General features: G+C 48.4%; 10 protein-coding genes. 5 read left to right on the forward strand and 5 right to left on the reverse strand.

Annotation, left to right across the window (positions count from 1 at the left end):
- Positions 1 to 108: 108 nt before the first annotated feature.
- On the reverse strand, positions 109 to 6,510 hold the full coding sequence (locus THS27_RS21590; RefSeq protein WP_139835700.1) for a hypothetical protein: 6,402 nt from the start codon (positions 6,508 to 6,510) through the stop codon (positions 109 to 111).
- Between the two features lie 702 nt (positions 6,511 to 7,212).
- Here THS27_RS21590 and THS27_RS21600 point away from each other — a divergent pair.
- From THS27_RS21600 to THS27_RS21610, 3 genes are all read left to right on the forward strand, one after another.
- Positions 7,213 to 7,980, forward strand: a complete 768-nt coding sequence (locus THS27_RS21600) for a Rha family transcriptional regulator (protein ID WP_085594385.1) — start codon at positions 7,213 to 7,215, stop codon at positions 7,978 to 7,980.
- Positions 7,981 to 8,087: 107 nt separating this feature from the next.
- Positions 8,088 to 8,615, forward strand: coding sequence for a hypothetical protein (locus THS27_RS21605; RefSeq protein WP_085594387.1), 528 nt, complete (start codon positions 8,088 to 8,090; stop codon positions 8,613 to 8,615).
- Between the two features lie 15 nt (positions 8,616 to 8,630).
- Positions 8,631 to 9,179, forward strand: coding sequence for a hypothetical protein (locus THS27_RS21610; RefSeq protein ID WP_085594389.1), 549 nt, complete (start codon positions 8,631 to 8,633; stop codon positions 9,177 to 9,179).
- 195 nt (positions 9,180 to 9,374) lie between these two features.
- On the opposite strand, the gene THS27_RS21620 is transcribed toward THS27_RS21610, so the two are convergent.
- From THS27_RS21620 to THS27_RS21635, 4 genes are read right to left on the reverse strand one after another with little or no spacing between them, the layout of a single operon-like run.
- Positions 9,375 to 11,027: a hypothetical protein gene (locus tag THS27_RS21620; protein WP_085594393.1), complete on the reverse strand. Its 1,653-nt coding sequence runs from the start codon at positions 11,025 to 11,027 to the stop codon at positions 9,375 to 9,377.
- Positions 11,024 to 11,449: a hypothetical protein gene (locus tag THS27_RS21625; RefSeq protein WP_085594395.1), complete on the reverse strand. Its 426-nt coding sequence runs from the start codon at positions 11,447 to 11,449 to the stop codon at positions 11,024 to 11,026. The genes THS27_RS21620 and THS27_RS21625 overlap by 4 nt, the downstream gene beginning before the upstream one ends.
- Entirely contained in the window at positions 11,446 to 11,859 is a 414-nt protein-coding gene (locus THS27_RS21630) for a hypothetical protein (RefSeq protein ID WP_085594397.1), read from the reverse strand. Before THS27_RS21630 ends, THS27_RS21625 begins: the two co-directional genes overlap by 4 nt.
- On the reverse strand, positions 11,856 to 12,116 hold the full coding sequence (locus THS27_RS21635; RefSeq protein WP_139835701.1) for a hypothetical protein: 261 nt from the start codon (positions 12,114 to 12,116) through the stop codon (positions 11,856 to 11,858). The genes THS27_RS21630 and THS27_RS21635 overlap by 4 nt, the downstream gene beginning before the upstream one ends.
- A 920-nt stretch (positions 12,117 to 13,036) precedes the next feature.
- Here THS27_RS21635 and THS27_RS21645 point away from each other — a divergent pair.
- Positions 13,037 to 13,510: a hypothetical protein gene (locus tag THS27_RS21645; protein ID WP_085594403.1), complete on the forward strand. Its 474-nt coding sequence runs from the start codon at positions 13,037 to 13,039 to the stop codon at positions 13,508 to 13,510.
- Complete coding sequence (locus THS27_RS21650; protein WP_085594405.1) at positions 13,507 to 14,001, forward strand: hypothetical protein; 495 nt, start codon at positions 13,507 to 13,509, stop codon at positions 13,999 to 14,001. The genes THS27_RS21645 and THS27_RS21650 overlap by 4 nt, the downstream gene beginning before the upstream one ends.
- Positions 14,002 to 14,016: the final 15 nt, after the last annotated feature.

Consider the following 14,016-nt stretch of genomic DNA (forward strand, 5'->3'; position numbering starts at 1 on the left):
AGCCGTGAGAGGACGTTTACAGTGTTCTCGGCATTTTGGATTAGCTCCGCTAGGTGTTGGGCTAACCAACGCTGCAACACATCACCACGGTCATCGAGCTCAAGTTGCTTAACGATCACATTTCCAAGAGCCAAAACGTCCGTCGACTGCATCTATCTCTCCCCCTGAACGTAACAAATATAATCGATGGATCGATCGCTCTGGAACCTTGGTGCTATCGTCAAGGTAACCTCGGCTGCGATCACGACCTCGACGCGTTAAAACTACCTCAACGATTAAGTCCAAGTTCTGTGATCGCAAGAACTGAGCTACTTGCAGCTTATCAGCGAGAAGACGATTTCCGGAACATCGAAGACCATGCATATAACGTTCGTTGTCATCCTCCGCCTTCCCCCAAACTTCATAGCTAAACATGGATGTTTCCTGTCTAGCACCTAACCAAGTTGGGGCCCCGTCAATGCTTTGCATGAGCTCACAAGAAGCGGTTACCAACGCACCAGGCTTTGCAGTAATGCCAGTGGCCGGACCGCGCAGTGGATCTGCTTTATCAATTCCATCAATGGGCTCATGATTGCTGATCCATCCAACTAGAAAATATGGATCGCTTGAAAATTCATGGTCATCTTCGCCATCAGAAGGCAACTTGTAGTCCCATGAGCTTTGCATACTTTGCAAAGCTCTCATAAGCGCTGCACCACTTGATGGAGATACCAAAGCGCTCGAAATATGTATTTCCTCCAAGCGATCATCACTTCTAAAGCTAACTTCGCCATCCACAATAATATAATCATTTCGGTCACTCGGGAGAAATTCTGATGTGATGTTTCCATTATCAATGCTGTTAACCCAGTCGCCCAAAGGATCGGAATCTTTTAAATAAAATCGCTTTTGCAGCGGAGTAGGGGCTAACAAGTCTGATAGCCATAGAGGAGGAACAGAAAGCTTTTTGTCTTCGACATGCTCTTTTAAGTCATATGTACTGTACCAGTGGTCGTCGTCTTGTAAGGTCAGAGGTTCAGTCTGCAAGAGTTCGCCGATCGCACACCACATCGCATTCCATTCGAGATACGTTTGGTACCTTTCCAGAATTGGCCGGCTGCCATGTCTGTGATTGGTTAGTTGCCAATTACTATCTCGGACTTTCTCTCGACGCCGAAAGTCATTTAGTTGCTCACGAGCACCATTTATTTTCCAAACATCGACAATCCAATGCTCGGCAACATCGAGTAACTTTGTCAAAGAGAGGGATGCAAACGATCGCACAAACGGCGCGTACCAATAGGGAACAGTATCAACATTATCAAACTGAAAGCGACGTTCATCGTTTGAAGCGCGATCTTCTCGCTGAATATGATGCTCAAGCCTTGGGATGCGATCCAAATGCGTTGTATCGGCTAGCTCCAGAGCTACCGATTGGTCCGGCTCAATCGATAGTTCCCCATCACTTAAAAGCGTTAAGCAAGCATCCTTCGCAAAGGAACGCACCAATAGGTGCGGGAATGTTTCATTGAGAGCAATTTCAAGCAGTTTCTGACTTGCAATCATTCCCACTTCGGAATTTTCGGATACAATTTTCGACCACGCAACGACAAACCAGAGACGACCCGACAGCCAATAAAACGGCATAGTACGACTTCTAAAAACTTCATCTTCCTGGCGATCATATTGTTGAAGAAATGATTTAAGAATTGAAGTTTCTTTCGCCTGCGCCAGAAGTCGAACTCCATAAGCAGCACGCCAACGCGAACGCACATCAAAGTCGCACATGTAAGCAAACAAGAACCTCGCGATAGCCTCATCAAGGGTTCCTGGAATTGAGGATTTCGGCGAAGTTTGGTCAAGATGTTCTATCGGAATGCGTTCACTAAGTCGCTTCGTATACCAATCAGCAAGGCGAGCAGCCGCATCAGGCTCCAGTGCAGATCCAATGTGTGCGGCCAACAAAAATATGCGTCTGGAATCTAAATTGTCGACATGGCTTGCAATACCTCTAATCAGGATACCTTGCACAGATTTTTGAGGAAACTTAGCTCGCTGGAATGCCAGCAAGACTGGGTTTTGCTCGAATTCATTGACAGGCCACAATAAGGGTAGGTGCTGCTCAACAATGTTTCCGATATTGAGGATACACCAATCCTGAACAGCCGAACTCAAATGCCATTCTTCGAGTGCATCGAAGACAGCCTTTATCGCAACTTTCTGTAAGCAGCTGTCAGAAATCGAACAAAGAGCATTCAGGTGATCAATCTGATTTCTGGGTTTAACAGCGCTTCTTGCAGATGCGAAAACGCCATCCATCGGTGTGTAGCCAATTTTAGCCATTAGTCGGTTCTTCGCATCAGTTAAAGCCTGCTCCAGCGTAGACGGGTTAACCAAGGCGTCTAGGGACCATTCAATTCCGTTTACTTTGCTTTCTGATGACCCTTCGGGGACTTTTCTAGACTCGGCCGGAGCTTGCAAATCAGCTCTAAAGTTGCGTTGCGTAACCAGTGCATTCACCCACTTTTCGTTAATGCACTGATCTCTAAGGGACTGAAACACTCGTTCTGAGGGCGCGGGAGTTCGGTCTAGCAGGGCGTCTCTTGCACTTAAATCTGCTAGGTTTGCGCGAATACGTTCATCAGAATTGAGGATTCGATCAAAGATTAGCTCATGCGTTTCGTCAAATTTCCCCAAGAAATATCCCAGGCACTTAGCAATCGCCGCATTAATTGAACCATTTTCAAGGCAGGCTTTCACAAAAGACGACAATGTCTTATGGACTTCAACGACTTCTTCGTCATCCCATCGTGCAATGTTCCCAAGAGCGAGCGGCGCATCAAGGTTGCAAATCGAGGAAATTGCTTCCTCCCAAGGGAAAGATTCTGGATCGTCAAGTCTGATTGCTGCATCAGCTACAATGTTGCTCAGACGGCCAGCTGTACAAGCTTTGTCCGGGAAGCCTGCTCCTCCGCGAAACACGAGAGAGTCAATTAGTTTGATCTGAAATATGACCTCATAATCAAGGTCTCCCGCAGCTGCAACCGCCTGATTAAAAATAGATTTTGCTTCATGTGGGTTTATCGGTGCAATCAGGCGAGCAAACTCAATCAAAGTCTCTGATTTTTCTCTTGCTCCAATACGCACGTTTCTGGCTTTGGTACTTGCCTCTAGCACGTCTCTCTGAAGTTCAGCGTGCAGGTTGTGCTGTAAGCTTAAGCGTGCGAAAACAGATTCATCTGGAGCCATGTACGCATCACACCAGTTTCCGTGCACAATTGCAGCGATTTCCTTCACCTTTAATGGGGCTCGGTCCGTAGCTAGAAGTGTGCAAGCGTGTCTAGCGGCTTCGGCTCTCAGCTGCCTTCCACAAACCTCACGGTTAATTCGCCAAGCATTACTTTCAATTTTTCTTGCAAAGTCCTCAACAGATTTAAGGTCATCTTCCTGTTTTCGGGGTCTCAGCAATAGAGACGTGACCCCGGCATACAGATCAAATATTTCGCGTGTGGTTTCATTTAACCTGCGATCATGGTCATCTAGCGAATGACTCTGAATAGTTTCACTAGTTTGTTCCTCGCGCGGTAAAAATACTTTTTTGAAGTCAGGAACCTTACCTCCTCGGTATTCCCGAAGCACAAATGCACGGAATATAAGCGAGATTTTTGAACCATGATGTGTATGACATCTATCGATGCGTCGTAATTCCGGTGCCAGAAACTGTTCTAAAACTTGATCGACAGTTTCAGAGTTCATCTGCCGAGCGACAATGAGTTCACAGGCAAGCAGCACCGTGTCGAGCACAAAATGGTGATGTGAAATTTCCTGACCGTACTCGAATGCTTTGTCTATATGTAAACCAAAGCGCAAAAGTGTCTTCAGACCTTCTTCCACTACCGTAAAGTCGACTGATCTTCCGGATAAAGCCAAAGGAATGAGAACAAACAAGGAATACATGTCCCCAAGTATTTTGCTTGAAATCACGGTTTCAAGAGTATTCACATCACCTTGCGCAATCAATTTTTGGGGAAGAATTTTTGCAACCCCCAAGTGGGTGCTTCTTTTAGGCGACCAGATATCCAGTTCTTGTAATGCAGCTCGAGGGCCATAAAGTTTTAGTGCGGCTTCAACATCGCAAGCTATATCCCGCTCTGAAATGGACCATCTATCTCTGCCATTTGCCCTCCTTTCAGAAGCTGCCTGCGAATACGCTTGTAGCCACGCCCGAAGCAGTCTTTTGGTTTCTCGAGCAGAAATACGATCATCGCTGTCTGCATCAAGAGCAAGTTTTTGAAACAGGAACGAACCATGAAGACCGGCGTACTGGCTGTTGGCAAGAATCAGACGGCCACTTGTTTTATATGCGTAAGATGCCGCTAAGTCGGGATTCTTAGATAGTAACTCGACAATTGCATCTTCCGTTTCCAATCCTTCTGCTCCCAGGAGAACAAAACGAAGAGCACGCTCTGTATCGCCTGACGTCTCGCAGACCTGAATTGCTAACCGAAGCCTTTGCAGCTCTGTTTCTCGGCGCAAAATCGGGTCAACTACAACATTTGGGGCAGGTTGCTGCTCCACCAGATCAAGAAGGTCTTTACCTCGATTGGCCTGAGCGAGAGCTGGAGCAAGATTCATAGCTGCATATGGGTCTATGTCTGCTCTTGAAAGAAACCAGTCCGCAGTTGACTGCATTACTGCGGGTAAGGAGTGTGCTCCCTCGGTCCGAACGAAGTCTTCGAAATCCTCATCCGCAAACCCAACCTTGTTCTCCTCAAGACGTATACCTGGAGCCAAATCAGCGCATAAATCGATTAACTGTGCTTTTCCCCGGTTCAAAACTGCGGCTAAATCATCAATCGGAATGGGACGCGGCAACGAGATCAATCCAGCACAAAGCTCTCGCACTTCCAAATCTGCACCATTCTTTTTACTTGCTGCAGAAAACAACTGTCGAAAGATCTCTTCCAACGATTTCCCTTTAGGCCTTAACCTGTTAAGGGCCTCAGGTGGATTATCGAGCGCATCGCGAAAAGCGTAGGCTTGTACGCGCGGCACACCACCAGATAAATGATGAAAATCTTCGATCCAGTCTTCGGGAGCATTCCAAAATTTCGCGACATTCTGACTAGATTCGGTTCTATTGAATGTTCCGACTTCGAAGCGCTTGTAGGTCTCCGGCAACTTAAGTTCCGATAGGCGACCTGTTCTGGTTGTAACGATAAAACGCACATTATCTGGAACGCTTTGGAACCTTACGAAATCCCATATGAAGGGTGTTTCCTCGGGCGTTCGGTTCCTAGCTGCTGTCACGGCGTTGTCTGCAGCGTCAATCGCTACAACAATGAGTGCATTCTTGCTCTTTGATGCAAGCGTATCAGCGGCAATTACGAGCCGTTTCATAAACTCGCGCGGATAGTCTAACGATGAACTACGTATTAGGAGCAGTGGAAGCCTAAGCGAAGCTGCAAGCTGGTTCGAAATCTGAAGGTACGCATCCTCAGCACGATGCCTAAATCCGCTCGGGTCCGAGTAACGACCACCACCGTAACAATCATATTTTATCATCAAGGAACCTGTGGGGAGTAGTTCCTCGATTTCTTGCAAAGAAGTTGTTTTGCCAACTCCAGCAACACCATGCATACAAACATATTGCTGCCCCGACAAAAGGCTTTCGGTTGCTTGTTTCACGGAATTGCGAAGAACAGGGGCGTCAACGATAGATATCTCTGGAGGGCAGGGGAGTAGCGCGGCCGGGTCCGCTACACCCAATTGGAGTAAAACTGATTCACGCGTGATCAGCTCTCCTACAAACTCTGGTCTCATCCGCTTACGCACGTACTCTCGGAGAGAGAGGGCAGCTGGAACAATTTCCTGGCTCGTCCATTCGGAAATGGTACTGAGAAGCTGTTCTTCTTGGGATATCCGGGATGCGGAGCCGGTGTCAAACTGAAACACGGATGCAAATAGGCGTAACTGCTCGGACGAGAGGTCAGTCGCATAACCTATTTGCGCCTCAAGCTTCGCTGTTTTGGCTGGCTTCCTCCTCGGAATAGAGACCTGGGTCTGGGCCGCGCGCCTAAATGCTTCTATGACATTCTCGTCAGTGGGTTGATTGCTTACAAGAGATACACGTGGTAGCTCGGCCGTTGAGGGGCGCTTCTCCACCAGCGCCTTCCAAGCTTTGGCCAGCTTCCCCAAGATCGATTTTCCCTTGGGACCATCAATCAGACGAGAAGCTGTCCAATTTCCGGCTGGATTGGCAGCCGAGTATTTCAATTGTTGTAATTCGATCTTGCTTGCAGAAACGGCATTTTCGCCACCAAAATACAAAGTACAATCTACACCGTCCCATGTTTCGGGAGATGCCCCGTCCTCATCAGCCTTAGAGAGCCCCTCGACAGTTAAGGCTCTGAGTTCTTCATCGTTTAGCAACAGCTTCAGCGCTAAGCGTGTAGCCCACAGCTCATGAAAGTCATCTCCAGTGTTTGAGCCCAATGCCCCACGAAACTCACTCACTAATTTTCCTTTCAAACCTTCGATCGACTGAAGAGTTAAGTAGTTCTTTCAGAAAACGACAAGTATGATTTGTTCTACAAAAATCATATTTAAGTATGACCGCTCTTTCGTAAACCACCTTGTTGCCGCAGAGGAGAAGAAGGGCCTTCGCGCGAGACATTCTGATATAGAGCATTTTGCGATTTTTTCAGACGTGCAGCAATGGGAGGGCCCCACAAGATGACGATCGACTGCTCTAGCCCTTTAAAACGGGTACAGTATCGACGGTTACCGAGCCTGAGCGGTCGGCCTCCAGTCGCCCTCCATTTTGCGGTGCCGGAGATGGACGTTGTAGCCAGCACTGCCTACTTTATGACGTGCCCCGGGGCATGATGACGCTTGGGTAATTTTTCTTGTCATTAAAAGAAATTAAAATAACCATCGTGAAAAGATCAAGCGTCAACACGGCCGACAGGCAGATTTAAATTGACCAAACGGCCCGCATCGCTTTAAGCTAACTCTGTTAGCGCAAAATCGCTGACCGGGTTTGGCGACCTGAATATACCAAGGCGCTTGATAACCGCGCCATTTTTGGACGCGGTTTTTCTTATGGTCGGGCGCAATGGGAGACCTTTACGGGTCTGCCGGTTCCTTGGTGCCGGTTCGCCAACCTGTTGTTGCCTGACCACCCTTTTGGCGAGGGGTGTTCCGGGTTAATTCAGAACCAAGGAATTTCTTATGAACACACCTCAATTACCAAAGTCCATACCTGCTGTTTTCGAGAAGAATGGCGTTATTTTAACGAACAGCCGTGACGTAGCTGCGTATTTCGGCAAGCGGCACGCTGATGTTTTGCGTGCTATTGATAAGCTGGAATGCAGTGAAGATTTTTACCGGCGCAATTTTGCGTCGGTAATCGTTGAATACGAAAACGGAAAGGGTGGCAAGCAAGAAGCCCGTGCTTTCGATATGACCAAGGATGGTTTTGGGTTTTTGGCGTTTGGCTTCACCGGCAAAGAGGCGGCCAAGTTCAAAGAAGCCTACATTTCGCAGTTCAACGAAATGAAAAAGATGTTGCTTGAACAATTTGCGCCAGTAACGGGCGGCAAAGAAAACCCCAATCTCCCGACACAGCATCAGGTTCGAGACGAAGCGCTGAACATGGTGCGCGAGATGCTGCCCTCTTTGCGCCAGGAGCTGCTGAACGGTTTGCTTCCAATGTCTCGTGACATCAGTCTGCATTCGTTGTTAGGCGATGTATCGACGGGGCAGGGCAGGCTGCTTGGGGTATGGGAAGATCTCCCGGCACATAACATCCAATGGCCAGACAAGGCACTTGCCGAGCGCCACGAATATGTGGTGCTGGGTTATTGGGCTGAAACCCGATTGCCCACTGTCATGAGGTTGTATGCTGGTAACTGGATCATTGCATCACAGCTTGCCGTTTATTTGAACCCGGATTTTCGGTTCGTTGCTGCCTTTGAGGCAGATGCATCGACGGTCTGAGACCCATCAAAAGATGTTAAAACCCCTTTGCCAATCAGAGGACATGGGTTTATCAGCTTAAAGATGTATTTGGGGTCATCGTTAAGCTGTTTAAAAGGAGGGGGGGCATGTCCTCAACCAAAAATCCGGTTTTATTGGGAGAAGCACCAAAGGGCACGCAGGGTTTTGCTTTTGATTGGAATGCCTGGACAACAATGCGGTTTGCAGAAGCTGTGGGTTTTAATGCGAGATTCATTTTTAAATATTTCCGCCCACTGAATTTACTTGATGACAGGCAAGAGACTGGAACAAATTCTTACGATGCCTTTGATCATCAGCGCGCGGTCCAAAATGTTGGCCTCAAAATAGCTGCTGGGGACAGGGTAATTTGTGTCGGCTCCAGGGTTACACGGGCTGTTTCTGAATACTTTGGGATCAATGTTCAGTATAGCTCAAGATTTATTCCTATGTGCTCGTGGGGAGATCTGATTGAAGGCAATCAGTTCGCTCAGATCCCACATCCTGCTAACCCGGCCGGAAGGCAGAGTTACAGACGGGGGCTGCCCGCCCAACCGAAGGTAGCTATCTCATTTCTAATTGCCACAGTACGTGAGCGTTATTCAGACGCGTTCCAACACCGTTTAGACACTGAATAATCAAGGGTTTTAAAAATGAAAAAAATTATTGCCGCTCTTCTTTGCCTGATGCCGTTGGCCGGTTGCTGGTGGGATTCCGCTCCTGAGACCTACAAAGGAACCGCAGAAATCAAATTTGACAATGGTCAAACAGTGAGCCGCGACTTCCAGTGTGACTTCCGGGCTCAGCAGGCAACGCGATCATGTGATTTTTCAATTGATTTAGCTAAAGATGAAATTCAACAAGCCTTTGAGCAAGACTTTTCTATGTTTAAAGTGGTTTTGAATTTTTCAATAACAGCTAATGCGCGAAAAGAAGATCGCTATATGATAACAGTTCAACCGCCCTTTCCCGAGCAGTCCTGGAGGGTACGTTGGTTGCAGTATGACTTATTTCCCTGGAAACTGGAAGCTGAACCAGTTGCTCGCACAGAAGCGAATGTCCCAGCCTATGTTGTCGATGCAGATCAGCTTGATGAGGGGTTTCCGATTTCATTGCTTTTTGACACGCGTCCAAAAGCAATGACCAATCTTGAGGTTGTGATCAAATGGAAGTCGGTTCCGGCCAATTCGCTATCTTCGTGATTCTAGATGTTGCTGTTGAATTTGGTTGCACTTTTGTGGTCCCTCTGCCTGTTTAGGCAGGGGGATTTGTTTTGGGCGTTTAGGCCCTGGGTCTTCCACTATTCATTGAGGTCGTTCATGGCGACGGGGCGTTTGGTTATCGTTAAGGAACGAAAAGGCGCCGTCCGACGAATGATGGATGACGCCTTTAGATGATCAGCCGTCCCGGTTTCTTCCGCCGAAACCACCACCATTCATTTGTGCAAATGCGGAGGCTATATCTTTAGCGAAGGCTTGTCGTTCTTGAGGGTTGCTGAAAGCACCTCCGCCGCTCGCGCTGGAGCCAGCTCCGCCGCCTGTGGAATATTGACCAGCACCAACGCCAGCTAACGGTTCTGCCCCTTTCTCAGGAGCCTTTGGAGCAGACTGTAAACCGAAGGACCTCGCGGCCTGCCTTAATCCCCCAACCATGCCACCCTGGTGCAAGGCTTGTCCCATTTGTTGTGCCCCGCTTGCAGACGCATCAATATTGCTTCGACCTGACATCATGTCTGATATTGAACTTCGGGCGCCGCCCGCGCCAAAGGCTGCGGTGTTTGCGCCCCCTGCTATTTTCATAGCACCCATTGCAGCACCACCGGCGAGCATTTTAGCCCCCATGACGACGGCCGCAGCCGGACCCGCACCGTCATTGGCACCAGACAAGTTGGAAGCCAGTGACTTCGATTGCATGTGCAGCAGGATTGAAATCAGCCCGATCACTGGCATGATCAGGAAATTGGGATCGAGGACAATCCAGCTTCCTAGCTTGACCAGCCTTTCCTGTTCTTCACAAACAGCATTTGTCAACGGCGGTTGCAGGTCCGGATCGTTGCTATCGATGAAAATCACCGGCATTTCTGTGCCGAATACAGAAAAATTAGGATTTTGGTATTTGGTTTCGTTCTTACAATAGAAATAATATCTCTTGGCATTGTATGGATTGGAAAGCTGCTGCACGCCAGCAAGCAAATCATCCATTTTTTTTGAGAATTTGTCGATACCCTGAAGGGTAAACCCCATGGCACCGGAGGCAAGTATGATGGTGAGCCAGGCACCTAGCAGCACACGCAGCGATGCAGAAGATACCGCTCGCGCCGGCTTTAACCAGTAAAGTCCGACAAGGAGAGGCGCGAGAATTGTGATGGCGACATATTTGAACATCGCTTCGACCATGAAGGCTGCAAAAATGCCTATCACAAAGAGGAAGGGGAGCATGGCGATAATGCAAAGAAAACCCCGCAAAATCATCCCCACCCCAAAGCTACCATCGCCCTGGGCAATGTTGATCATGATTCTTGAAATTTTAAAGCCCTGATACTCAATCTGGCAGGCGAGGGTGGCATATCCGTTTTCGGTATTTACTCCATTTTTAGGATAGTGATTGGAGCCTTCCGTCAGAGCCTGAACATGACCATTTGTTTTGGAAACAATAAGTGCACCTGCCTGAAGCGAAGATTGCTCAATCGCGTCGCTAATTTGCAGGACATAAGGTTGAGTTGACGAGATCCCGTCTTGCAGAATGATGATGGCAATACCCGCGCAAGCCAAAGTCGGAAAAAGCTTTTTGAGCATCCCGGCATTGCCTGAAACAAGGGAGATCGCAACGCTGATCAGGATGAACAGCGAGATGATACCGCCGAGAACCTTTTTGACCTCCGGACCAACGGCTTTAAAAATGTCGTGAGAGAATGTATCTTTTGTGGTGGCCAACTGGTTAAAAAGCTCACCAACCTTACAGTCATAGGCTTCTTGTGCATGAGCAATGGATGCTGTGGCGAGACAGCTAATCAGGATGACTAATAGGGAAGTGAAGAGGCGCTGTTTCATGACGTGACCTCTGACCTGGCTTTGGCTTTTTTCCGTGCAAGAAAATATCGCGTGATCGCCGCGACACCCGGGGCAAGTCCGATGAATAAGGCAACCGGCAACCCGATTTTCGGCATGTCCTGAAGCAGAAAAAAGACTACGCCTGCGGCAACCAGTGAGATGAATATCGTGGCCCTGATTTCTGCAAACATTTTGGTTTTGGCTGCATCAGGCATTGCTGGTAGTGCGTCCGTGCCTGAGGTTGTCGCGGCTAATGCCTGAATGACGATCGGCATGTCCTGTCCCAGCTTCATGATCTGCAGGCGTAAACCATATAGCTCGTCATTCGACGGATTTAACCCTTGTTGCTGCGCATATGAAATGATCGCGTTGACGGCGTCATCAATTTCAGCAGTGGAGGGAAGGTTCAAACTTGTTGTCATGATCCGCTGCCTCCTTCAGGCAGGAGGGCAAGCATAATTGCCTCTTTATCTGTATCACCATCTCGCGCCAGTTTTAATGCTGCGTCAATATCGAGTTCTTTACCGATAAGGGTGTATAACTCTGACAGTTTCCGCCGGTTTTCTGCATCAATTGCCTCCCGGTAGAACTGCATTTCCCGAACGCTGTTGTCGAAATGGCGGTTAAGATCGCGCACAGACTTTTTGGCGGTTGTGCCGTCAGGAGTTTGTTGGGAATGAACCTGCTGGATGAATTCCCTGATTTCATTAATAGAAGCGTCCATCTGCGCGATGTAGCCATGAAGCTTTTGAAGATGTTGATTACTTCCGACAGGCTTGGCGCTCTTTTTTTTGCGCGGGCGGGGCGCTTCTCCGGTTTGCATATCGGTCATTTATGGTTTTCCCTTTTTAGCGGAACAGGATCGCGCCTGGTCACTTCAATGACAAAGGACAATCGTCCTTTGCGCTTCATGGCCGAGCCCAATGTTTTTAGTTTCAGCACGGCCATCACAAGCGCCCAGCATTCGCAGATAACCAGCGTTACAAGGGCATAAATTGCGATCCTGTTGCCCTGATCAATTTCGATCAGGGCAAGGGAGGCAATCAGGGCTAGTCCGGTGCGGATAAAAGTCCGAATAGTTTTTTGCATGAAGGCGCGATCGGTTTCGAGTTTGAAAGATATAAGATACCTGAAATTCCGAATCCACAAAACATCTTTCAATGACCAATTCAGCAAAATTTCAGATAGTTCAAGTGGGTACTGTGCTGGTTGGTGGCGATTAATTCATGAATAAAGTTGTTCTATTTTAACTACTTAACCGCCACAAAAGATAAAATAACCCCAAAAACAAAATTTAAACTGGCGCATTACCCCCTTTGTAGTACAAATGGGAGAAGATTGGTCATTGAAAGAAAAAAATAAAAATGCCATTATCTTCAAACAAACATCGTCAACCTGGCCAGAGGATCGCACCAACCGTAATCGACAAACGCGCTGCGGTTCGGCTTCGGCTTGTCCGGAGACGCGCAGAGGTTTCGCAGGTTGAGCTTCAGCGAATGTTAGCGCAGCGTGGATACATCGTTTCGCGGCAATTGCTGGGTAAACTTGAATCCGGGGACACGCGAATGTCGTTAGGGCAAGCCCATCTTTTTGGCCAGTTATTGACAGGAGATGGAGCGATTTTGATCCGTGATGATCTGTCTCTGGCAAGGGACTGGGACAGCGATGATGGAGAAGAGGGATAAGGGTAGATGGGCCGCCAAGCGAAAATAGTTATCGCTGTCCGTATAGCATTGATGATTGTCCTGATTGGTTTGGATGCCGGAGTTCTGGTTGCAGGGCTTCGGTATTGATCGCGATCGATCATCTTTGGAGAACAAACTGTGGTGCCTGAGATGGATTGCCCCTCCACAGTTTGGTTCTTCTTTTGAAAGGATGAGGGGATGGGAGTTTTTACGATAGAGCGCGCAATCATCATTGTCGTATCGTTTGCGTTGGGTTTGGTGTGCGGTGCCATCCTGCTGATATCTGCCCTGGCTTTTGTGTGATGACAGGCAGGTAATAATTTAATGTGTGCTGGTTATGACCCTGAACGGGAGGATGGTTTCGACAATTTTTCTATTGAGAAGTTGTCGCGACATCTCGCTATCTGGCTTCTGCTACGCGGCGGGCAAGCCAATTGGTTGGTGGCGGCAGAGGCATTTAGCACGTCATGTCAGGATCTTGTACCTGCCATTGATCATCGCCGATCTTTGATTGTTTCGGGGGACACGATCTATTTTTGCGGTAACCGCGATAGCGCCAAACAGGCCATTGCTGAACACGACATTTTAGCTCTGATCGAGCATATCGTGATTACAAAAAGTCGCGTGGTAAGTATTGCCGAAATCTCGGAATTCTCGGGTGAACCTTCATCACGGGTTCGCTGGGCCATCGCGAATTACAGCGTTTGGGCTCGGCGTTACCGGCCAGGGTCGCACTTTGATCTTGGTCGGTGTTTCAGCGACTGGCCACGACCGGGCGAACAAGGAGGGCAGAAATGATTGGTGAGATGGTGATTGTCGGACTGGAGGATGGTTTCGATGATGACGGCGCGTGGAACGTGGAGGCTGGTGGCCGCGTGTCACTGAAACTTTTTTCCAAATGCCTTGCGCTTTGGCTGTTGCAATGTGACGGCACCGCATCGCTAGCTGAAACCATTCGCTGTTTTAATACGACATCTTTTGTGATCCGCCAGGCGGTGAATTGGCGCAGCACTTTGTCGTTTGATGACGTTGGGAAGATTGTCTTCACGGGAAACTGTTTGAGCGCCCGTAATGAGATTACAGACGATGACATGATCTCACTGATCGAACTCATAGCTCGCGCCCAAAACCGTCAACTTACTGTAAGCGAACTCGCAGAAATTGTCCGGGTAGACAATGCTCGCATCAACGCGGCATTGGCAGCTTACGTGACCTGGTCACAACGCAACCGACCAGGTCTTAATTTCGACTTGGCTGATTACGTCGTTCAAAGCCTGAGAGCGTTATGACCGCTAACCTGCCCT

Source organism: Thalassospira sp. MCCC 1A01428, assembly GCF_002115825.1.
In the GTDB taxonomy this organism is placed as follows: domain Bacteria; phylum Pseudomonadota; class Alphaproteobacteria; order Rhodospirillales; family Thalassospiraceae; genus Thalassospira.

Bases quoted from the DNA above. Each gene is read 5' to 3' on its own strand.
- THS27_RS21625 (WP_085594395.1), bottom strand. From the start codon at position 11,449: ATGACAACAAGTTTGAACCTTCCCTCCACTGCTGAAATTGATGACGCC.
- THS27_RS21610 (WP_085594389.1), top strand. From the start codon at position 8,631: ATGAAAAAAATTATTGCCGCTCTTCTTTGCCTGATGCCGTTGGCCGGT.
- THS27_RS21635 (WP_139835701.1), bottom strand. From the start codon at position 12,116: ATGCAAAAAACTATTCGGACTTTTATCCGCACCGGACTAGCCCTGATT.
- THS27_RS21650 (WP_085594405.1), top strand. From the start codon at position 13,507: ATGATTGGTGAGATGGTGATTGTCGGACTGGAGGATGGTTTCGATGAT.
- THS27_RS21600 (WP_085594385.1), top strand. From the start codon at position 7,213: ATGAACACACCTCAATTACCAAAGTCCATACCTGCTGTTTTCGAGAAG.
- THS27_RS21630 (WP_085594397.1), bottom strand. From the start codon at position 11,859: ATGACCGATATGCAAACCGGAGAAGCGCCCCGCCCGCGCAAAAAAAAG.
- THS27_RS21645 (WP_085594403.1), top strand. From the start codon at position 13,037: ATGTGTGCTGGTTATGACCCTGAACGGGAGGATGGTTTCGACAATTTT.
- THS27_RS21620 (WP_085594393.1), bottom strand. From the start codon at position 11,027: ATGAAACAGCGCCTCTTCACTTCCCTATTAGTCATCCTGATTAGCTGT.
- THS27_RS21605 (WP_085594387.1), top strand. From the start codon at position 8,088: ATGTCCTCAACCAAAAATCCGGTTTTATTGGGAGAAGCACCAAAGGGC.